The 23,177-nt window shown below is 48.3% G+C and carries 14 protein-coding genes; 13 read left to right on the forward strand and 1 reads right to left on the reverse strand.

Annotation, left to right across the window (positions count from 1 at the left end; all coding sequences use genetic code 11):
* Window positions 1-256 precede the first annotated feature (256 nt).
* The 7 genes from ACKGJP_RS08140 to ACKGJP_RS08170 all read left to right on the forward strand — a co-directional run bounded on the left by ACKGJP_RS08140 (window position 257) and on the right by ACKGJP_RS08170 (window position 11,984).
* Window positions 257-1,114, forward strand: a complete 858-nt coding sequence (locus ACKGJP_RS08140) for an ABC transporter permease (protein ID WP_409345160.1) — start codon at window positions 257-259, stop codon at window positions 1,112-1,114.
* A 23-nt stretch (window positions 1,115-1,137) separates the two neighbouring features.
* Window positions 1,138-2,022, forward strand: coding sequence for a carbohydrate ABC transporter permease (locus ACKGJP_RS08145; RefSeq protein WP_409345161.1), 885 nt, complete (start codon window positions 1,138-1,140; stop codon window positions 2,020-2,022).
* Between the two features lie 26 nt (window positions 2,023-2,048).
* On the forward strand, window positions 2,049-3,659 hold the full coding sequence (locus ACKGJP_RS08150; RefSeq protein WP_409345162.1) for an extracellular solute-binding protein: 1,611 nt from the start codon (window positions 2,049-2,051) through the stop codon (window positions 3,657-3,659).
* Between the two features lie 74 nt (window positions 3,660-3,733).
* Entirely contained in the window at window positions 3,734-5,944 is a 2,211-nt protein-coding gene (locus ACKGJP_RS08155) for a helix-turn-helix domain-containing protein (RefSeq protein ID WP_409345163.1), read from the forward strand.
* Between the two features lie 30 nt (window positions 5,945-5,974).
* A complete protein-coding gene (locus tag ACKGJP_RS08160; RefSeq protein WP_409345164.1) occupies window positions 5,975-6,811 on the forward strand; it encodes a hypothetical protein in 837 nt (278 codons plus the stop codon).
* Between the two features lie 22 nt (window positions 6,812-6,833).
* A complete protein-coding gene (locus tag ACKGJP_RS08165) occupies window positions 6,834-11,408 on the forward strand; it encodes a carbohydrate binding domain-containing protein (protein WP_409345165.1) in 4,575 nt (1,524 codons plus the stop codon).
* Window positions 11,409-11,810: 402 nt separating this feature from the next.
* Entirely contained in the window at window positions 11,811-11,984 is a 174-nt protein-coding gene (locus tag ACKGJP_RS08170) for an amidase family protein (RefSeq protein WP_409347103.1), read from the forward strand.
* A gap of 799 nt (window positions 11,985-12,783) precedes the next feature.
* Here the strand turns inward: ACKGJP_RS08170 and ACKGJP_RS08175 are convergent.
* Window positions 12,784-13,677 (reverse strand): helix-turn-helix domain-containing protein, encoded by an 894-nt coding sequence (locus tag ACKGJP_RS08175; protein WP_409345166.1) that lies wholly within the window; start codon window positions 13,675-13,677, stop codon window positions 12,784-12,786.
* A 93-nt stretch (window positions 13,678-13,770) separates the two neighbouring features.
* On the opposite strand from ACKGJP_RS08175, the gene ACKGJP_RS08180 reads away from it, so the two are divergent.
* The 6 genes from ACKGJP_RS08180 to ACKGJP_RS08205 all read left to right on the forward strand — a co-directional run bounded on the left by ACKGJP_RS08180 (window position 13,771) and on the right by ACKGJP_RS08205 (window position 23,143).
* Window positions 13,771-14,874: a Gfo/Idh/MocA family protein gene (locus ACKGJP_RS08180; RefSeq protein ID WP_409345167.1), complete on the forward strand. Its 1,104-nt coding sequence runs from the start codon at window positions 13,771-13,773 to the stop codon at window positions 14,872-14,874.
* Window positions 14,875-15,067: 193 nt separating this feature from the next.
* Window positions 15,068-15,895 (forward strand): AraC family transcriptional regulator, encoded by an 828-nt coding sequence (locus ACKGJP_RS08185; protein WP_409345168.1) that lies wholly within the window; start codon window positions 15,068-15,070, stop codon window positions 15,893-15,895.
* 238 nt (window positions 15,896-16,133) lie between these two features.
* Complete coding sequence (locus tag ACKGJP_RS08190; protein WP_409345169.1) at window positions 16,134-16,355, forward strand: hypothetical protein; 222 nt, start codon at window positions 16,134-16,136, stop codon at window positions 16,353-16,355.
* A gap of 14 nt (window positions 16,356-16,369) precedes the next feature.
* The gene (locus ACKGJP_RS08195; protein WP_409345170.1) at window positions 16,370-16,846 is read left to right on the forward strand and encodes a glycosyl hydrolase family 28-related protein; all 477 of its coding nucleotides are present in this window, start codon (window positions 16,370-16,372) and stop codon (window positions 16,844-16,846) included.
* 29 nt (window positions 16,847-16,875) lie between these two features.
* Window positions 16,876-18,438, forward strand: a complete 1,563-nt coding sequence (locus ACKGJP_RS08200) for a glycosyl hydrolase family 28-related protein (RefSeq protein ID WP_409345171.1) — start codon at window positions 16,876-16,878, stop codon at window positions 18,436-18,438.
* Between the two features lie 28 nt (window positions 18,439-18,466).
* A complete protein-coding gene (locus ACKGJP_RS08205) occupies window positions 18,467-23,143 on the forward strand; it encodes an S-layer homology domain-containing protein (RefSeq protein WP_409345172.1) in 4,677 nt (1,558 codons plus the stop codon).
* Window positions 23,144-23,177 lie beyond the last annotated feature (34 nt).

Genomic DNA, 23,177 nt, shown 5'->3' on the forward strand with positions numbered 1-23,177 from the left:
AATCGGCGATGCGAAAGGGATGGCCACTCGATCGCTCATCGTGCCGGATGCTGAAATGATGAAGCTGGAATCGTAAAGGTAAAATGCAGCGAGGAGGAATCATCTTGGCAAACAAGCGCTAGCTGGCAGCGCGTATTGAAAACAAGGGAGAGAGAACCCAGATCCTTGGATCGTACAAAAGAGGGTTCGGGAAAGGGACTAAAGCATGAATACTGTACTCGGCAGAAGGTTGTACCGTCATAGGTGGTTGTATGTCATGATGCTGCCCAGCTTGGTTTACTACATTGTATACAAGTATATTCCCATGTTTGGGCTGGTTATTGCCTTTAAGGATTATAGAATTATGGATGGCTTGTGGCATAGCTCGTGGGTAGGGCTGGCCCATTTCAAAGAAGTGTTCGGCAATCGCGACTTTGTTAGTCTGCTGCGCAATACGCTTGTGATCAGCGGCTACAAGATGGTTTTCGGCACCTTACCGGAACTCTTTCTTGCCCTGCTGCTAAATGAGGTGCGTGTTCGCTGGTATAAGAAGACGGTACAAACGATTGTCTATTTCCCCTATTTTTTATCGTGGGTCATCATTTATGGGATCTTGCTGATGTTTTTGTCTCCAAGCACAGGGCTCATCAATGATCTCTTAAAAGAGTGGGGATTAAAACCGATTAGTTTCTTAACATCGAACGATTGGTTCAGAAGTATTCTGGTTTCTTCCGAAATATGGAAGGACGTCGGATTTGGCTCCATCATCTATTTGGCCGCAATTGCCGGTATCGATCCGCATTTATACGAAGCGGCGACGATGGACGGTGCGGGCAGATGGCGGCGAATGTGGCATATCACGGTGCCTAGCATCATGAATGTGTTCGTCCTGCTCATGATTTTGAAAGTGGGGCATATTCTTGATGCGGGCTTTAGTCAAATCTATGTGTTGTACAATTCGCTCGTTTACAAGACAGCGGATATTATCGACACCTGGGTATTTAGAAGAGGATTGGAGCAGATGCAGTATAGCTATGCGACAGCCGTAGGGTTGTTTAAATCCGTTGTCGGGTTGATCTTGATTTTTGTAACCAATAAGATAGCCAAAAAATTCGGACAAGCGGGTATCTGGTAACGTGAGGAGGTGAGAGACATCAAATGACAACTGACAAATCTTTACGTACGAGAATGGGGAATATGGGGATTTACTTACTGCTGGGGCTTGTCGCCTTTTCCGCCTTGTTTCCGCTTGTGTATGTATTCGTCGTATCCATTACACCCATGTCGGAGGTAGCGAGGAACGGCGGATTCAACGTATTTCCCCACGAGGTAAACTTTCAGGCCTATAAAGCCGTATTTTCTAGTCCGCTTGTCCCAAAGGCGCTTCAAGTCACCATTACGGTCACCGTCCTCGGCACATTGGCTAATTTGCTATTTACGATGCTGATGGCTTATCCGTTAGCGACGAAGAGCCTGCCGTTTCGCAGCACGATACTTATGTTTCTGGTGTTCACCCTTTTATTTGGCGGCGGGTTGATCCCAACCTATCTGGTGGTACATGCTACCGGTCTTATTGACACACTTGGGGCTTTGATCGTTCCCGGGCTGATCTCGACGTTTTATTTATTCATCATGAAAACCTTCTTCGAGAATTTCCCGGAAGAATTGATCGATTCGGCGAGAATCGACGGAGTCGGCGAAATTCGATTGCTGTTCTCGATCATTTTGCCGCTGTCTAAGCCGGTTATTGCAACGTTGGGACTGTTTTATGGGGTAACTCACTGGAACGACTTTTTCTCCGCTATTATGTATATCAACAATCCGGATCTGATGCCGCTGCAAGTCGTTCTTCGCAATATGCTGGTTGGTTCGACAATGGCCAGCGATCTGCAGTTGATGAGTCCGCAGCTGATGGCCGAAGTCCCGGGCGAGACGTTCAAGATGGCGCTCGTGATCGTCTCCACCATCCCGATTATGCTGGTCTATCCGTTTCTGCAAAAATATTTGACACAGGGCATGCTTTTAGGTGCCGTTAAAGGCTAATCGACGAACAATAGGGGGCATTCCGAATGAAAAAAAAGGTTAAATCTGCGCTGATTATGACGCTGGTTCTTGCCACGGGCGCAGTTTCCGCTTGCAGCACGAAGAAAGATACCGATACGCCGCAGCCGCAGGGCAATGGTGCCGCTACGGCAACCCCTGCAGCAACCGACAGCGGAAAACGGGAAACCATTGAAATTTTCAGCAGCAACCCAAACGCGAACAGCGCACTCCCGCCTGAGAGCGAAGATTTCGTTAAGCAGGCGATCGAAAAGAAGTTTAACGTAACGCTGAAATTGACTTACAATATGGTAGAGGGCACAGACCGGTACAACAAGCTTAATGTTCGCCTCGCATCGAACGATTCGCCTGACATTATTGTCAGCGGGGGCACACCAGCGCTCGATTACAAAAAGAACGGGGTACTGGCGGATATAAACGAATTTGTCAGTCCGGAGAAAATGCCGAATTATTTCAAATGGACGACACCGGAAGTCGTATTTAAACGATATTCAATGGACAAATCGAAGCCGGAAATTCAGCGGATTCCGATTCCTGTCGTGAAAAGATCGCTTGTATCCTATTACATCCGTCAGGATTGGCTGGATAAACTCGGCTTGAAGGTTCCGACCAATCTGGATGAGTTCATGAAAGTAGCGCATGCGTTTACATTCAACGATCCGGATGGCAACGGCAAGAACGATACGTACGGATTTTCCGTATCGGCCGGCGGAAACGGGACGGGGGTCGATTGGCCGCAATTTGCGGCAAATGGGCTCGAAGGCGTGCTCTATACGAAGGACAACAAAGTTGTTCATTATCAGATGGATCCGCGGACGGAAGCCGTGCTGCGTGATATCAACAAGATGGTCAAAGACGGCTCTGTAGATCCGGACTGGTTCCTGCAAAAAGGGACTGCGCACATCGATAAAGCCGTGCAGGGGAAAGTTGGCATCATCCGTGATGCAAGCGGAAAGTTCGGATTGGAGAGCGTTCCGACTTCAGGAGCAAGCCGCAGCAAGGAAATTAATCCGAAAGCGGCCTGGACGGCATTTAACCCGAATGAAGGGATTCCGTTCTGGCAAGAAAATCTTCCTGGTCCCGGATTCCTGGTTACGAAAACAGCAGCCCAAAATCCGGCTAAGGTACAGAAGGCTTTCCAAATCATCGATTATTTGTCGAGCGAAGAAGGCTACTTGCTGTCGCATTACGGCAAAGAAGGCGTTCATTACACCCGCAAAGGAAATGTAATCACGATCATGCCCGAGAATGTAAAGAGGGATATCGAGGACAAAGGAAACTGGCTTGGAATCTATCAAGTGTTCAATCAGGATGAAGCGCGAACGATTGGTTTGGAAGTCATCGATCCAAGAGAAACGGATAAAGACAGAGAGATCATCAAGAAGCTCAGAAGCTACCCGATCTCGACGAGTATTGGAACGAATGTAGCACCGCCCCAAGGTGTGGATCTCCCGGCGCAGTCTAAGCTTGAGAATGAAACGATGGCCAAAATTGCCTTGGGCGAATTGCCGCCGGAACAATGGAAAACGACGCTCGATAAGATCATGAATGAATTGGGCGGCAAAGCTCTTCTCGATTCGTATACGGAACAAGCAAGAGCGGCCGGCGTCATTAAATAGCCTAGGGACACCTTACAGTTCCTTGAGCCGCCGCTGCTCTTGGAAAGTCTTTCATCGTATAAGGGGGAATCCGGTTGTACAGAAATTGGTTTTACCGGCTGCTGCTATCCTACTTGCCCGTGTTTATCATCATCGTTGCAGGGTTGCTGCTGATCTCCTTTATGGTCGTGAGCGATCTTTCCAAGAGAGCGGCTTCCAAAGCTAACGAAGCATTTATCAGGGATGTGCTACAGACCGTCGACAAGCCATTGCGGGAAATCGACCAAGCCCTGACGCGAGAAATTCTTGCAAACCGCGATATTCATCATTTTATTGTTGCGGGAAGGAATACAGGCTTTTCCTCTTACGATGTAGCACTAAAACTAAGGCAGATCAGAGAAGAATACCCGCTAATCGAATCCGTCTATGTCGTACGCGATCCGGAGCATATGGGCGATGTGGTGCTCGAAAACTCCGTTTTGAAAATGAACCTTTTCAGCGACCGGTCTTTCCTGGAAGGACTACTGCAGGACAACCGTCCCTATAACTGGTCGGGCTTAAGAGAGTTTGCCGAGATGTCCGATCATTCGGTCAAGGTCGTTTCTTTGGCAAGAAAGATCAATTTATCGCCGCCCGGTTTTATGGTTGTGAATGTAAATGTGGAGCGGCTGCAGTCGCTGATCGAGGAGATGTCCGGCTCGCCCCTTAATTATGTGAGCTTATTCGACGCTCAAGGCAAAAAAATAATGGCGGCCGGTCTGGACCCGAAGGATGATTCTTCACGGGATGACTTAACCCGCCTGACTTCGCGATACACTTCCTTTGAAATTCGCGGCGGGTTTAAGTATATCGGGCTGCTTGGCTCCATATCGGCCTTCACCTATGGGGCTATAATGATCGGGCTGATTTCCGTTGTTTTCGGAATTGTCTGGATCGTTTTCATCAGTCGCAGGAACTACAAGCCAATGGAAAGAATATTGGACCGGCTGCATGCCATCAAAAAGCCCCGGGAAGGCTATCAAACAAACCTTGACGAATTCAAAACGATCGAATCGGCCATTGTCACGATGACAGAGGAAACGAACAGATTTGAAAAGCAGGTGGAAGAAAGTTTGCTTTATACGCGGCATGCGATCTTCCTTGATCTTCTGGCCGGTAAGCAACCGATATTGACGGAACAATTGGGAGAGTTTCGCGAAGGTACCGTACCGGATTTTGGACGGAAAACAACGGCGGTAGCGGTAGCGGAGATCGACGGCTACACGGCATTTCGTTCGCGTTTTTCTGTCGAGGACCAAAATCTGTTCAAATTCGTTGTGGAGAAAAGTCTGGGCGAGCTTGCCGAGGATGTTGCGGTCTCCATCTGGATGGAGTGGATTGACGATCATCGCCTGGCAATGATTTTACAAGCCCCCGAGTCAGGGAGCAGCCGGTTTGCCCGACTGTGCGAGCTGGCTGGAAAGTGGATGAAAACTAGGCTGCCGTTTACGGCTACTTTCGGCATGGGCGCCGATGTAGAAAATATTAATCAGGCCTCTCTTTCTTATGAATCCGCACTTTATTGCCTCAAATTCAAAGCTTCCTTGGGCAAAGACCGGGTCATTGCATCACAGGATATGGATCGCAGCTCACAAGGGGAAATGTTCAATTTTAACCATGTGCTGGTTGTCCAGTCGTTTGTGCAATCGTTTAAGAGGGGGGAAGCGGAGTGGGCCGACAAATGCCGGACACTCTTTGACGAAATTGGCAACAGCGTGTTTACGAAGGATGATTTGAACAACTTGATCAACTACACCGTATTCTACATTCGTCGCGTCATGATGGACCTATCCGCAGAATGGTTAAAGAAATGGGAGCAGGAAGTCATGCCGAACGTACTCGATATGATGGATTCGGCCGAAACGCTTGAAGAGGTTGCGTCCGGTTTCATGCATCTGCTTAGCGATCTGTGGAATCAGATGGAATTGGACCGTACGCGGAAAAACAACTATAGCTTTTTGATAGAAGTCAGGCGGTTTATCGAACTTCATTATGGAAATCCGGATCTCTCACTCATTTATTTAAATGATAAATTCGGGATAAGCGGAAAGTATTTGAGCCAGTTGTTTAAAGAGGAGTTTGGAGAAAGCTTTATAGATTTTCTGGTTCGGATCAGAATGGAGAATGCCAGAAAGCTTTTGCATGAAAGTAATGATTCCATTCAGGAAATTGCCAACAAGGTAGGGTATACCACTTCCATTGCTTTTATCCGGACTTTCAAAAAAACGTTCGGATCAACTCCAGGGGATTATCGGAAACAAGCGTAGCCATGTGAAAGTGAAGGGAGCTTCGATCGTATGAGTAAGATTTGTTTGCCAACCAACTATTATCAGCAGTTCGATGCCGACTTCGATCGGGACGTGCCTGGCGAAGGCTTCGGCGGCTGGAAGAAAGCGAACTTAACCCTCAACCTCGAACGCACGGCCGTCGTCGTTATGCATGCATGGGACTGCGGGACACAGGAGCAGTTTCCGGGCTGGCACCGAGCGGTCGAATATTTGCTGCGTTCTTACGACATTTGCGAGAAGGTATTTCCGGAGCTGCTGACGGCAGTCCGCAGCAGTCCGCTCAAGCTCATCCACGTCGTGTCGAGCGGAGATTACAGCTCTCATTACCCGGGGTATCGGCTTGTCAAAGAGCTGGCTGGTGCCGCGCCTGGTATTGAGCGTGTAGAAGCGGACGAAGTACTCAAGGAACTGAGTGCTTTCCGTGCGGCCAACGTATTCCCAGGCTCTAATAATCAACCCGATATTACCAAAGGGAGAACGATGATGAAGTTTGCGCGGGAAGCCGAGCCGGTCGGCAACGAGCTGATCACGGAAACGTCCCATGAGCTCTTCCGCTTGTGCCAGCACTTCGGCATCAATCACCTCATTTACACCGGCTTTGCGATCAACGGCTGCCTTTGGACTTCCCCTGGGGGGATGTACGACATGATGCGGCACGGCATCATGTGTTCGGCCATTCGGCAGGCGGTAGCGGCCATAGAAAACAAAGAAACAGCCAGAGAGGAACGCGCCAAAGAAATCGCGCTATGGCAAGTAGCGCTGCTATATGGTTTTGTTTACGATTCCGACGACTTCATAACCGCCTTGCGTGATTCCGGAAGTGAACGATTGACCATACATGATTAATAAATTCAAGGGAGGAGAAGTCATGAACCGATTGTTCAAAATTTCAATTGTAAGCGTATTCATTTTTATTTTGCTCGTTCCCCAATCGATTTATGCTGCCAATGAAAATTTGGACCTTTTGCGGCGTTTCGATCAAAAATTTAATAATGGCCAAGTCGGTACGGTGTATTCCGAGGGAGAAAACCTTGCCTATACGGAAGGCTATCAACTCAATAACTATCTTCTTGCCTATAACAAGTCGGGGGATACTTATTGGCTGGACAAGTACACATCCCATTTAGATGCGGTTCAGGGAAAGGCGCAGGATCTGGACGGGGACGGGAAATTGGGCTGGTATTCCTCATTGACGAGTCTCAACCTGATGGGGAATGACAGCTATTTTACGCTAGGTCCAGACTACAATGCAAGCGAGCTCGTGACGAATGGCTCGATGGAAACGACAGGAACGGGCAATACCCCAGACAACTGGTTTTGCGGGGTGAAAAATAACGACGGAAGCGAAGCGGCGTGCGACGTTTCGACAAGCAGCAAAGTGACCCGCACGACCGAACCTGATTCATTCCATGCTGGAAGCGCTGCCTTGAAGCTGGAATCCTATAACGGCATCAATATGATGGCGACACAGACATTGCCGGCATTGGAGCTCAAAAAAAACTATTATCTTTCCTTCTACGGTAAAACCTCCGATATAAAAGATTCCGCCTTTGTTGAAGTGTACGATGCGACGGCGAACAAAACGATCGTAACGAGCCCGCCTGTTTTTGATTCTAAATGGAAGCGGTACAACGTAGCTTTCGGCATTACGGATATCACCCATCAGTATAAATTGCGCTATTACTTCAACGATCCGCTAAGTTCGTCCATAACCGCCTTTCTTGACGATGTGAGTGTGAAGCAACTACGATATGAAGCGCCGCTTTATGGAAGCGACAAATCGGTGAACGGAGGATTCGAAACGGCTGACGCTGCGGATGCGACGCTGCCCGACGGATGGGCCCGATGGAATACAGTAAACAATTCGACTGTTTATCGGTCGACCTATGCGCCGGATGTATACGACGGTACGTCGAGTCTGGTCATCACAGACCGGAATAATTCCTGGCAAGTGCTTGAACAGCAAATCAGTTACATTCCCGGAATGAGGTATACGGTTTCCTTCAATGCCAGAACGAATAACGTCAGCGGTACGAATGCTGTGGGTAGGGTGGAAGTGTACAATTTTACAGATTTGAAGTTTTTGAATCCAAACGGGGCTGCCGCCTTTACGTTTTCCTCTACAGATTGGAACAACTATTCGTTTGATTTCGTCGCTCCCGATATACCGGGCAGAACGGTCAAGCTGCGGCTAATGCAGCAATCGTATACGCTTCACGGCGGCAAAATTTATTACGATAACATTCGTATTCAGCCGTCGCCGGTTACGCGCGGGGAGCAAAACTTCCTTGTCAATTCCAGCTTTGAACAAGCCGATTCACCTGCCAACGGACTGCTGCCTTACGGTTGGTCAAGATGGAACGGTGCGACGGAGCTTTCCATCTATCGTTCGGGCACTTCAGGCGACTACAGCACGGGGGCTTATGGCGTTGTCGTAAAAAATGACGATCCCGGCAAATGGAAGGTGCTCGAACAACAAGTCGACTATATTCCCGGCAACGTGTATATCTTGTCGGCGCGAGCGAAAACGAATGTCGCGGCCAACGGAGCTAAAATCGAAATCTATGATTATACCGATTCCAAAGTGCTTAAATCCCAAACGACGACGAGCACGGCTTGGACGACGATTTCGACGGACCCGTTCGCGATGCCGGCAATTGCGGGCCATAACGTGAGGGTTAGACTGTACTACCAATCGTTAGCAGGCGGGCCTTCTCAAGCTTCATTTGACAATGTGGAGCTGAAATTAGGCGGCAGTTATTTGGACGCCATCGTCAATGGCACAGCGGAATTGGCCGCTGCCGGTGACGCGACGCTGCCATATTTGTGGACAAGGGGCAATACGACCACGTCAGGCAAAGCTTACCGATCAAATGCGAATACGCTGTCTACTTCAGGGTCGTACGGATTTGTAATCGGATCGGACGGCAATACGCAACATGAGCAGATGTTGCAGCAACGAATATACCTTGTACCGGGCGCCAAATATATGTTGACGTTCCAGGGGCGGATGAATTCTACCAAGGCTAACGGTGTCGTCGAGATCTATGACGAAACGACATCGGCCGTAGTCGGCCAATCGACGATTTCGGGCAATGTTTGGAAAAACTATCGCTTAAGCTTTACAGCGCCTTCGGCCGCAGGCGACAAAATATATGTGCGCCTAAAGCTGCCAAGTTATAACGACAGTAGCTGGGAAGCGTATGTTGACGATCTGGCGATTACGCCTCATTTTACAAGAAATATGGGCGGGTGGCAGCTCCAGTCGCTTACACCGGATATGGCTTACGCGGACCTTAACCCGGACATTACGTTCGATGCCTCTCCGTATTTGGTCATAAACAGCAACGGGACGACGCAAGGATACGTGGAATATCGGGTGGAAGGGTATGATCCCGGTGCTCCATATCTATTGAAGTTTTTGGGGAAAACGAACAAGGCGGATGCTTTCGGGAAAGTCATCGTATACAACGAGACTGCGCAGCAGGAAATAGCAAGCGCCGAATTCAATAATACGAGTTGGTCGGGATTCGATCCGGATAATCCGTTGACACTTTATCATAATCTTTCGTTCGGCACTCCAGCCAACGGGACAGACGTGATTACTGTAAAGCTCGGGTTAAAAAGCTATTCGGACGCGACTTGGAAAGCATATTTTGACAGCGTTCAGTTTGCCAGAAATGCTGAATATCAAATCCATGACACCATGTTGGGTAATGCGGCGATGGGCTTTGTAAAAACGGTAAACAAGGATCCAAGACTTGCAGCTTATGCGGCAAAAGCGAATACTTACCGGGCTTACGTCGTGGCAAACGTCTACGAGAAATGGCAGCCTTACTATGTGGAGCTATCGCCGACGGAAGCTGCGTATAAGTCACCGGCCAATGCGGGCACCGCGCTCTTGCAAGATATGAGCCTGCCGAAAAACCAGTATGAGAATATGGCTGTCGTCATCCTAAGCCTCGCGGATACGGAGAGCGATCCCGTCAAAAAGCAAGCCTATCTCGATCAGGCCGTCAAGATCATGACCACGGTGAAAAATCATCTCGGAATTAGGGACGGCAATCCTGGCGATCAAAAATATTTGTATTGGAAATATTGGGACAGCCTGACGGCGGACGATGCGAAGCGCCCCTATGCCACAGCGGTCCCGTATGCCGAGGATACAAGCCATGCTAACGTTACCGTCGATGCCATCCTGCAATTTTACAATCGAGGTCTCGTTTTTGACGACAGCTACCCGCGCAAGCTGGTCAATAACTTCAAAGATAAAATATGGAACGGATCGCATAGCGTCCCGCTGCTCAGTTATTCGATGTGGGGCGAAAATATAACGAATCCGTCCACAAATTGGTCGCAGTATACGCCGGTGCTGTTCGGTTGGGGAAATTTGGTCCAGTTCGACAGCAGTTACGATATTTACCGGGTCGGGGAAGAAATTTGGAAAACGAATCCGTACGTTCGTTATTACACGTTAGGTCCGCTTGTCGCCTGGGGGAAACAAAATTTGATGAACAACGGGATGGAAACCGTTAATCCGGACGACACGAGCCTGCCGGTTGGCTGGGAGACCGAGCCTGGAACGGTAGCCGGCAGTGTCTACAGAGATTTGTCCCAAGCGTATGCCGGCGATGCAGGACTAACCCTGAAAACCGACGGGGCCACGCCTATTTATGCCCAACAGCAGTTTACCTATGTGCCTAATTCCGACTATGTCTTGTCCTTCTACGGAAAGGCGGAAGATTCGGGAGCCGGAAAGGTGAACGGCTACGTGGATATTTTCGACAAAACGGCCAATACCGTCGTTGCAAGTACCTATTTTACGGATACGGCCTGGACAGCGTATACCTTGAACTTTTCTACCCCATCTGTCGCGGGGCATGAAGTTTATGTCCGCTTATCGGGAACCGACTGGACGATTCCGGATAAACGGATTTTCTTTGACGAGGTAAGAATCGTTCCGGATTTATCCGATTCGGAAACGGCGAACAGCGGATTCGAAACGCCCGATTATGCTGATCCGACGCTTCCGTTGTACTGGAATCGCAGCGGGAATGCCAGCGCCTTCACGGTATCGCTCGATTCGAGCGAGCAGGTGAAAGGCGCCCAATCCGTCAAACTAGCAACGAATCCGGTCAGCGGGGAGCAATCCTTGAGCTATGATCTGAACGGGTTGCAGGCGGGCGAAACGTATCGTCTTACGTTCTACGCCAAGACCAACGGTTCAGCCGCGCAAGGGAAAGTGTCGGTCACGAACAGCGGCACCGCATTGTTTGCGCCGATTACGATCAACAGTACGGCTTGGGCCCAATACCAGACTACTTTTGTTGCACCGAGTCAAAACTTTTATGAAAACAATCTAAAGCTTATATTGACTCATGCCAATCCGGTAGTGGCGGGCGGAACCGTTTGGTTCGATCAGGTAGCAGTGACCGTTCAATAGATTGCATACAAAAACGCCGTCGCGATGACGGCGTTTTTTGTATAAATCACCGCGGTCGGACCGGGGGCGTCAGTTCATATAATACGACATATCCAGCGGATTGTTTGATCAGGCCGGATTATTTGAGCTTGCGGAAACAAATAGTTTTTTTTATTGGACCGACACGACAACTGTCGGCTGACAAGAAAATTATAACATTAAGAGTCGCGTATATCGCGGCTCTTTTCATTTATGTTGTCATGTTCTTGTCTTGGGTCAATGACAAGAACTCGACAACTTGCCCCGCAGGTGACAAGAACATGACAACATACTCCACAGATTGATTTTGTTTCTGAATTCTTACGTGGTGGCCGTCAGGCCAAAAAGCGGCATTTACAATTATGCCGTCTCTCTATGTCAATCATGTTTACTACATCATGGGACTTAGAAAAAACTTGCGGGGGATCGAGCGGTGGAGAAGGCGCATTAATAGCCGTTGGCGGGGCAGCGGTTGGCAGGAAAAGATCCTATAAAGGAATGGCGACGGAGTTGCATGTGAGAAATGAAAGAATTATAGGGACCGTTCTCTGCCTGTGATCTGAGAGGATCTAGGAGGAGCTCGTTTCTTAAACAAATTTTGTTAGATTGGAGAGCTCTAGTTAAATGACATACGGTCTGCATGACAATATCGATCCGTCAAAATTTCATGACTTACTATCTATTTTAAGAGCCGATAATGAAGGAAATGAAGTAAAGTTCTATGCTGATGTATATTTCAATGTTAGTAGGAATATAGTTTTTGATGGTGGTTTAAATACGTTTGTATCGATTGTACAGTCCGGGGGGGAGTTAATTTTTACTAACTTGCAACTACGTGATTAGAGAAATTTTGAGAAAATAATTAAAAATTTAAAAGAAACATCGTGGCGCCTCGGTGGGTTGTGGTCTACGATAACATTACAGAGATTTATAGCTTATTCTGAAATGGAATTATTATTTGAAAGATTAGGTTTTTACCTTGGAAGAGAGGAACATTATAAATTACAAGGTGAAGGATACTATGGATGCTTCGGCGGATTTGTAGTCGTTTTCGGATAGCCGCATTGGGGATTTGTGCATTTATAAGCTATATTCCAAGCTTGAATGACCCCGTTTAGGGTCGAGATATTCTTCTTCCAGGCGGTATGGCTTCGCTTTAAAGTAGTCCCGCAATGAGGGCAGTTTTGCATTTCAGTGCGAAAGTATATTTTCTTTTCAGGTACGATTCGATTTTTAGGTAAGGACATAAAAAATACCTCCGTCAAAGTCCTGTAGATTACTTCGACAGAGGCATTGGAAATCCTTGTTAGTTAATTGGTCAGTCGTAGTTTTTTTTCGGTTTCCCCTGCCGCAGTCCTTACTCGATGCGCGCGCCAACGGTTCGGGCGTATTCGGACGGCGTCGTTCCCGTGGCTTTCTTGAAATGACGGGAGAAATAGTGGATGCTGCTGTACCCGAGCGTATCGGCGATTTCCGTAAAATTGCGCGTCCCTTCGCGAATCATCGTTTTGGCTTTGTCGATTTTCAAACGCTGAAAATATTCGATGATCCCGAGTCCGGTGGCGGCCTTGAAGCCGGTTTTCAGCTGCGTTTTGCCGGTTTGAAAGACGGCGCAAAGCCCGTCCAGCGTCAAGCTGCCGCCTATATGCTCGTTCATGTAGGCGATGACATGCCGGGTCAAGTCATGGCGGTTCGTTTCCTGCGCAAGCGAGGAAAGCTTATGACGGACCCGCTCGATGGACTGCCCGCGGCGGAACATTTCGATAAGCAGTATTTCCAAATAGTTTTTGATCAACTGCTCGCTTCCGAAAGGCGCTCCTTCTTTCCGTCCGAGTATTTGTGAGCGTTTCCACGCGTCGATCGGCGGATCGAAGGCGTCGTACGCCTCTTTGACGAGTCTGGTCAAAATGGCGCGTTCGCCGTCCTCCAGGAGGAATTGCTTGCCTGCGAAAAAGGACATAGCCGGCGCCTTGCACTCGAACGAAATAATAATGACATTGGGCGCATGCCGCGAGCTCGCGCGGCAGCTATGAAATTCGTTCGGGCTGTAGAATACCATGTCGCCCTGCTTCATCGCGAACGAATGGCTGTCGGTGACGATTTCGATCTCGCCTTTATCGACGTACAGAAACTCCCAGAAGTCGTGTTTTTCGCCTTCGAAGTAGTAGTTTTTGCGCAGCTCGTAAAAAAAGAAGGTGAACAGCTCGTCAATGACGAGCTCCCGCTGCAGCTGAAATCGGTCGTAAGTCATGCGGCCTCTGCCACCGTCCGTTCGTGCAAAAAGTTCGACTTTTCGGATAAAGCCATAGCCGGTTATCCCCTCTATTATAGAGGCAAGGAAGCAATGAAGAAAAGAGAAGGAGAGCTGAACGGGATGACGAAAATCAGAATGGGCATCATCGGCTGCGGGGGCATGGCGGGCACGCATTTTCGCGGATATGAGGAATTGGCGGATCGGATGGAGGTTACGGCGGTTTGCGACATTATTCCGGAGCGGGCGGAGGCGGCGGCAAAGCTGCTCGGCTGCGGGCTTGCCGTGACCGATTACCGCGACATGCTTGACGTCGTCGATGCGGTGCTCGTCGTATTGCCTCACGATCTGCATTACGAGGTCGGGATGACTTGCCTGAAAGCCGGCAAGCATGTACTGATGGAGAAGCCGCTTGCCAATACGGAAGAACAGGTCATCGACCTGATCGAGGCTTCGGAGCGGGAAGGCAAAGTGCTGATGACGGCTTATCCAGTACGGTTTTGGCCGCTCATCGTCAAGCTCAAGGAGCTGATCGATTCCAAAGCTTACGGCGACGTTTTTCAGCTCTCCATTTGGACGGAGCAGTTTACGAAATACGAGGACGGCCACTGGGCGCATAGCGCAGAAAGGCTCGGTGGCGGGCAGTTTTTCAGTCACGGCTGCCATTATGTCGACCTGATGCTCTGGATGCTCGGCAAGCCGGTGCGCGGCACGCATATCGGCACGAACACGGGCACGCCGTGGATGGAGCAGGAAGGCACAAGCAACGTGACGATCGAATTCGAGAACGGCGTGCTCGGCTACCATTTCGGGACGTGGGGAGCGCGCGGCTCGCGGCTCGGCTACAGCATTCACGCGCATTGTACGGAAGGGATGCTGGAAGCGGATTTCCGCAGCTGGAAGCTGTACGCGCATACCGGAATGAGCCGGGAGAAGGCGAATTTGGATACCGAATCGCGCACGAAGCTGCTTTTCGAAGCGCCGCAGAACGGCAAAAACACCCATCATGAAATCGGGCATTTCCTCGATTGCATCCGTTCCGGCGCGAAGCCGATGACCGACGGGCCGTCCAGCCTGCAAGGCTTGCGCATTATATGGAGGCTGTACGAAGCGGAGCGGAACGGAACGATTGCCGATCTTCGCGGACTCGGGCTGGAGGACGATTGGAAGAGCGTTCCGGCGGTAACTGTCGGATAAATCGTCATAAAAACCGGGAATCCGCTGCTGAAATATTGTCCGATAGCCGACAAGCCCGCGACGTTTTCGATTTAGCGTGAGAACTTATACTTGATTGCAGAACGATTCCGGGTTGACAAAGAACAATCACCGCGAATAAGATCAAACTACCAATAGATGTATAGGATGCTAAATAGTAGTAGGAGGGAGTTTCGTGCATACGCCCCAATCTATTATCGAATTTTTCGCTTATCGAATGGCGGACCGCATCGTGCGATTTTTGCACTCGCATCCTGAGTACGAGTTGATCTACATTCACAGCGGCTGGTGCAACTATTTTGTCGGAGTTCACAGCTTTACGTTGACGGAAGGCGATCTAATCATCATGAACGGGTTAAGCCTGCATGGGCCGATGATGAAGGATAGCTGTCTCCGAACCGACATACGCTTTAGCGAAGCGGATGTGAAGCCTCTTACAACACTTCCGGATTCCGTCGATGTATTGAAACCGTTCAGGGATTTCCAATATTATCGATGGCATCTTGAACAGAGCCAACGACAGGAGATCGAACAGCTTCTGTTGAATATTAGACGCTTCTATTACGTTGGTTCTCCCGATTTAACCTCCTATAACCGTTTGCGAGCCGTATTCCTGGAGCTCTTGTTGTTTGTTTACGATTGCAGTCTGACACCGATGGAGGAGAAGGGAAGCGTTCCTGTTCATAAAGAAATACACGTCAGGAAGACGGTTACGTATATTGAAGAGCATTATATGAATGACTTGACGCTGGATGAGCTGGCGGAAGGGGTGCATCTGAGCAAATTTTATTTGACCAGAATTTTTAAGGAACTGACGGGCTTGACCGTTTTCGAGTATATCAATAAGCAGAGGATCAAGGAAGCCAAGCTGCTGTTCATGTCGGACAGAAATCCAACGGTTACGGAAGTTTGCTACAAAGTCGGGTTTAACCATCCTCCCAATTTTTCAACGGCGTTCAAACGGCTGGTTGGCGTAACACCGGAACAGTTTCGCAAATACTAGGAAAGCCAAAACTCGGATAGCGGATGTCGTGAGCCCCACTAAGGTGGAGAGCACGGCAGCCGCTTTTCGCATGTTCCGGAGTATCTCACATTCCTATTCGTTCGAGCAAGCCAATCTGGAATAACAAATGACAGGCAAACACGGCAATATACAAGAAGCAACCATTCCGGTTTGATGTTACTTTGATGTTGTAAGCGCATTCCATTATTCTGTAAGGGCAAATACGAGGGGGATTTCGATGAAAGCAGGAAGAAGAGCACTTGTGAACGAAATGGCGTCGTTCGGAGCGACAGATCCGACAGGAGGGACATCGTTTTTGAAGGAGAGAAGCCAATCAAGAGTCGGCGGGTTGCTCTGCGGAAAATGGGGCATTATGTTTCCCGCGATCAGCGCGCTGCGAGAGGCGGAGGAAGCAGCTAATCAAGCTTACCAGCAATTTTTGTCTCAAAAATCCAAATAAGGAGGAGAGGTTACATGGAAAACCAAACGCGTATCAGCAGAAGAAAGCTTCTGGCCGCAATTGGAATCGCTGGCACGGCCGTTGCAGTTAAAGGGATGCTAACTGCCGCCCCTGCTTTAGGTATGGAAGAAACGGTCACGAATCGCGTGTACAAAGAAGAGGACAAACTGAAATCCCGGCCGTTTGCCGAGCCGGATTGGTACAATGTTAAGACACAAGGGTTGAAGGGAGACGGGGCGGCCGACGATGCGCCGGCGCTGCGAGGGGTTTTGCAGCTTGTTTCCCTAGAAGAGGCGACTCTTTACGTACCGAAAGGCATGTATCGGATCGCAAGCGATCTTGCTGTACCGGCGAATGTTCACTTCGTAATGGACAGAGGAGCGAAGTGGGTTCCGGATGCCGGAATTACGCTCACCTTTCATGGTTCGATCACGGCAGGCTCTTATCACATTTTCGCGGGGCAAGGCACCGTTTTGCAAAAATATCGATAAGGCAAACATTAGAAAGGGATGAGAATAAGATGATCTTTGATGTGATGCAATATGGAGCAGTTGGCGACGGAGTAACGGACGACACGGCTACTATTCAGAATGCGATCAATTCGGCTATCGCCGCCGGGGGCGGTATCGTCTATTTCCCGCCGGGAATGACTTATATGGTCTCGATGTTGAATATCCAGCACGGCTTAATCATCGACGGATATGGGGCAACCGTCAAACGGCTTCTCAATCAAACCAAATGGACACGGACGTTTACGACTTACCACGGCACATATCAAGGTTACAAAGGTCCGGAGGATTCGGCTCCTCTAATCATCAGGGGACTCACGCTCGACGGGAACCGGGCAAATCAGGGAAGCTACACCAATTACGAATTGGAGCAAGCGCATCTGGTGTTTCTGAGCGGACATCCTGCGGAAAAGGGGAAGCTTCGCGTCATTATCGAAGATTGTCTCTTCAAAGAATGCGTGGCGGATGCGGTCAGCGTCTGGAAAAATACGTCGGTGAAAATATCCAACTGTACGTCGGAAAACTGCTTTCGCGGCTCTGTGGTCGTTACAGGCGGGTATTCGGATGTCCAGGTGACAAATTTGAAAGCATATGGCGATGTGCACCCAACCGGTATCGACATCGAGGTTGACAGCGCCGGCTACGGATCATCAATGCGGACCGAGATCACGATGGACAACATTTATTTGGAAGGCGATTTCGATGTCGCGATTAAGGAAGGCTCGATGTTTCTTGGCTCGAAAATCATATGCAAGAGCCCGCCGTTTAATTTGTACGCAGTCGATTCCATGGTGAAAATATCCGATTCCGTCTTTCATGTCGGCGTCAGAACCGGTACGGCCAACCGGTTGTTTGCTCCGCATGATGTGACGTTTGAAAATTGCACGTTCTATGCGGACGATGTCTCTTCGGACCCTAGCGGGACGTGGGTGGCAGGAGACCATGAAATCGCCTGCATGCATGTTTATCCATACGGCCGTACGAACCAAACGTTAAAATTGCTCAACTGCGACTTTAAAGCGGCCGCCAGCGTGGAAGCAACCGACACGTTATACGCTGTTTACTTGGAAGCCGATCTGCTTCAATCTAACAACCGGATTATTTTGGACGGCTGCTCGGTGTCAGATGCATTCGATTATGGAGTGCATATGAAGCAGGGCGGCAATATTACCGTCAAGAACTCAAGGCTGGCAGCCAATACGAGCTTTAATCTCGGTCTTTCCAGTTATGGCTACGACTTCAATGTTGTGCTGGACGGGGTTGAGGCGGTAAATCCTGTGACTTTACTCCAAATAGCGAGCAGCCTGCCCACCAGCAAATTGACCACGTCAAATGTAATGATAGATGAATCGTTCAATCTGCTGAAGACGACCTACGGACTGAAAAACAATGTTTATGTCGGAGGACGAACGATACTGGGGAACAGTACGCCGATAGGACGATCGGTTCCAGGGCTCTTGAACGACGTGTTTCGTCTGAAAAGTCCGGTTCCCGGACAGCCGTTTGAATGGATTTGTACGGACTCTCATCATTTGGCTGCTACGTGGAAGGTGAAAACAACGATCGGAGCATAATGCTGATTAGTACAGGGGAGGAAATGTAATGAAAAAGGTACGTGTTAAAGGATTGTCACTATTTCTGTGCTTAGCGATATTTGTGGCTTGTTTACCGCAAATGGCATTCGCTGCAACAGCGATTGAAGAAGAAAGTGCAATATTTCTGGAGAATGAATATCTAAAACTTAAGATTGTTTCCCACGGCAAAGAGGGTGGAGTAAACAAGGGCGGAGTTATTTCAAGTCTTATCTATAAGCCTACAGGGCTCGACTTAACCGGTATGGTAAATGCGGACCGAGGAGGGTTGTTAAGGGAACGGATACCGCCGATTTCAGATTTATGGGCTGAGTTGACGTACGAAGCGGAAATCGTTGTAAATACTGAGGATAGGGTTACCGCTTTGGTTAAATCGATACCCTCCGATAAAAGTAAAGGGGTAGAGACAAAGAAATACATCACGCTGCGCAAAGGGAGCACTTCCATAGAGACGAAGTGGGAAATTACGAATAATGGGAGTAAAAATTTCTCCATCACGCCTTGGCTTTGGAATAACGTGATCCCAGGTAAAACAGACGCAGCAAATTATTATTTTCCAACTAATAAGGAAGGCTTATATAAAAATGCTCCGAGTTTATCTAAGCCGCCCACTCGTAATTGGCTTGGAGCAATAGATGAAAAAAATGGCATAAGTATCTCTTTTATTGCGGATTACAATAAACTTGCCATGAATTACACGTGGTTGGGTCGTTCTGCCGGCTATACGACGCAAGAATGGCTGTATACGACAATTGACTTGGCACCCGGTGAAAGTTGGGATACCACCTTTTATACAAATATAGTGCCTTTGCAAAAAGAAAATGACCTTGCCTATGCATCACCGGAAGTTACCGTTGGCATAAAGAAATGGAAGGAATTAGAGGCGGGAAAAGAAAACACCCTTGAAATTGTATTAAGTTCAGTTGAGGCTATGGGCAATGCGGAAATGGAGATCGAAATAACAGGTCCTGACGGTTATACATTTACAACTCCTGATAAATTTAACGTGAACCTCAGTAATGAAACCCCGGCTAAGATTAATTGGACTTGGACGCCTCCTCAAGAAGGGGTTTATCTACTAAAAGCCGGTCTATATAAAGGCGGAATAAAACAACAGTTAGGTCAATCACTACAAAATCCATCCCCCGATATTGAAATTCCATTGGTCGCAGGTACATACGCTGAGGATACGATTTTATTCCCTGCATGGCCTCGAAATAGTAGTGGAGGCGGGGAGTTCGAACAAAGGAAAATTTCCGGTGCTATCTTATCGAAAGAAACAGATATGGTTGTTTGGAGCGTACCCAGTTTAGAGAAAATATTTATGGACGATATCGTGGATTTGGAAAATAGCCCGGTCAAAGAACAGTTAACTGTTGATTTGGCCAAGAGAGAACGAGAAGCCGTTCAGGTAGTGCTTTCTCCTGAGAAAGGTAAAGATTTTAACGGTAGCTATGTTACTTTTGGTGAATTTAAGAATGAAAAGGGGGATCTTTTACCTGAAGGAAGTCTAACATATAATCCTGTAGGTTATGTTCGCACAGAATTAGGTTCCCGTTTTGACCCGAAAATACGTACAGGTTATTGGCCTGATCCCTTATTGGAGACCAACAATTTTGATGTAAAAGGCGGACAGAATACGCCAATTTGGATTACGGTTTATGCTGCCCCCGACGTTGAAGAAGGTATTTACGAAGGCAATTTGACAATAAAGACTGACGCAGAGACAATCATTACCTTGCCCATGAGCATCAATGTGTGGTCTTTTTCGCTGCCTGAAACGCCTAAGCTTAAAACAGCTTTGGATATTAGAAATATACCTGTTGAGCAGATTGATTTATATATAGACAATTTCCTCGAACATAGGATTACTCCCAGAATAGCATTGCGTTACCCTTCAGTTGCAAGCTTAAAACAGGATACTGATTTTGTTCAGTTCGATGCTAAAATGGAGAGCTTATTAAAAAAAGGCTTGAATACTCTTAGTGTTGGTAGAGATCTATACACCGATCCGGAATTAGCCAAAAAGTTTGTTGAACACCTAAAGGCAAAGGGCTGGCTGGATATGGCTTATGTTTATTTGACGGATGAACCTACGGAAGAGACATTTCCCGCAGTGAAAGAGCTGGCAGCAAAATGGAAAGCTGTTGTGCCGGAATTGAAAATCATGATTACCACTTATCCAAAGGAAAAGTTGGTAGGTTCGGTAGACTTATGGACTGTACCTGGCATGAATGATGACCCTGAAGAGGCCAAAAAGGCTTTGGAACGAGGCGAAGAGCTGTGGTGGTATCATACAGACCCTCTGCATCCGCAGGCTAATTTTTTAATCGATATGCCTGCAGTAGATGCGAGAGTGGCATTTTGGCAAAGTTGGCAAGGATTTTTAAATAAAGGCTATACAGGGTTTCTTTATGCGTGGTCTACATGGGCTGGCAAGGAAGATCCCTGGAAAGTAACCGGTCCCTTCTTTTATAGAAATGGGCTCGAATCCCAGATTTACCCCAGTCCTAACGGTCCGGTAAATTCGATTCGCTGGGAAGTGATGAGGGATGGTATAGAAGACTATGATTATTGTTTTCTACTTTGGGAATTGCTGCAGAGGGTAGAGAAAGAAATGCCGGGAAAAGTAAAGAAAAAGGAAGTTGTAAAGGCAAAAAACCTTCTGGAGTTCCCAGTTCCGTTAACCGATTATGTAGGGAAACAAAACATTGTTGAGGAAACGGGGAAGTGGCGAAAAGAGGTTGCGGAGTCTATCATTTCTATAACCGCTTTGTTGGAGACGGACACCTACACGGCTATCTTCAACAGTAACGGAGGCAGTGAGGTGGATGATATCGATGTTCCTTCGAGCGGCAGCACAATCACAGCTCCGGCAGCACCAACAAAAGAAGGGTATATCTTTGAAGGTTGGTATAAGGAAGTCGGGCTAGAAAATAAATGGAATTTTGAAACGGACATGGTGACTTCTGATATAACGTTGCATGCAAAGTGGATGGAAGGAGAGGCTCCCGGCGGCTCCACCATCAGTGCAATGTATGATGGAAGCAATATCGCCAGCGGTACCGTGGTTCTCGCCGGCAAAGAGCTGGTCATCACCGTTGTGGGTAAAGGCTCCGACTCCTATACCTACGCATGGAGCGGTGCAGGTACAAGCGGACAAACTACGGATTCAATCACAATCAATCCCCTTGACCGCAAGGTTGATGCAACCGTTATTGTATCTGGTTTGAAACTTGAACCAACGCCAACACCAACGCCAACACCAACGCCAACACCAACGCCAACACCAACGCCAACACCAACGCCAACACCAACGCCAACACCAACGCCAACACCAACGCCAACACCAACGCCAACACCAACACCAACGCCAACGCCAACGCCAACGCCAACGCCAACACCAACGCCAACACCAACACCAACGCCAACACCAACACCAACACCAACACCAACGCCAACCCCAACCCCAACCCCGGTGTCTGAAACGAAGGTTGAGGAAGGTCAGGTGACTACAAAGATACCCGTAAAAGTCACAACAAACACAAACGGAAGGGCTGTTGCAGCTATAACCGAAACCCAGCTGGCTGATGCCATCGCAAAGGCAATAGCAGAAGCGGCAAAGCAGGGTGATCATACAGCAACAGCCATCAGAATTGAAGTAAGTGCGACTGCAGACAGCAAGGCAGTAGGTATTCGTTTACCGGCGGAAGCTTTGAAAACATTCGTAGAAAGTAAAGCAGATACATTAATCGTCTCCACATCCTTCGGAATCATGACCTTTGACAAAAAAGCCGTAAAAGGCATTTTCGCACAGGCAGCAGGTATTATTACCATCACAGCGGCAAAGGTCGAAGCATCCGAATTGACGGATGAAATCAGGGATAAGGTCGGGGACAGACCTGTTGTGAGCTTTGAGGTTACCGACGAGGAAAAGGAAATATCACAGCTTGGCGGTAAAGCGGAAATCACGATTCCGTATGTACGCAAAGCGGGTGAAAATCCAAACGCAATTGTAGCATACCATATCAATGCGGCAGGAAAACCAGAGGTTGTAACCGATTGCAAATATGATTCGACAGCCGGAACACTGACATTCAAGACAGAGGATACCTCAATGTTTGCAGTAGGATACAACAAGCTTGACTTTACGGATGTAACTCAGAATGCGTACTACTACGATGCCGTTACGTTTGCTGCTGCAAGAGGAATTACCCTCGGAACAGGCAACGGAAGCTTTGGTTCGAACGACAACGTAACCAGAGCACAAGCATTAGTCATGATCATGAGGGCATTTGGCATCAATCCTGACACAAACGACGATAACAATTTCAGTGATGCAGGGAATACCTATTACACTGGATACCTTGCGGCGGCAAAGAGGCAGGGAATAGCTGCAGGGGTTGGCGATAACAGGTTTGCACCCGACAAAGAGGTGACAAGACAGGAATTGTTCGTATTGGTATACAATGCGCTCAAGAACATGAATGAATTGCCAACCGCTGCCACAGCCAAAGGCTTGGCGGACTTCAAGGATGCAGGAAATGTTGCCGATTATGCCAATGAAGCCGTTGAATTATTTGTAAAGACCGGAATCATCCAGGGGAGCAACGACAACATCCTGCCGGACGATTCGGCAAGCAGGGCACAGTTTGTGCAGATTCTTTATACCATCATGACTAATTGATGCTAAAGATTTAACTTCCGATAGATCTTTCGGT

The organism is Paenibacillus litoralis (assembly GCF_046244365.1).
Lineage (GTDB): Bacteria > Bacillota > Bacilli > Paenibacillales > NBRC-103111 > Paenibacillus_V.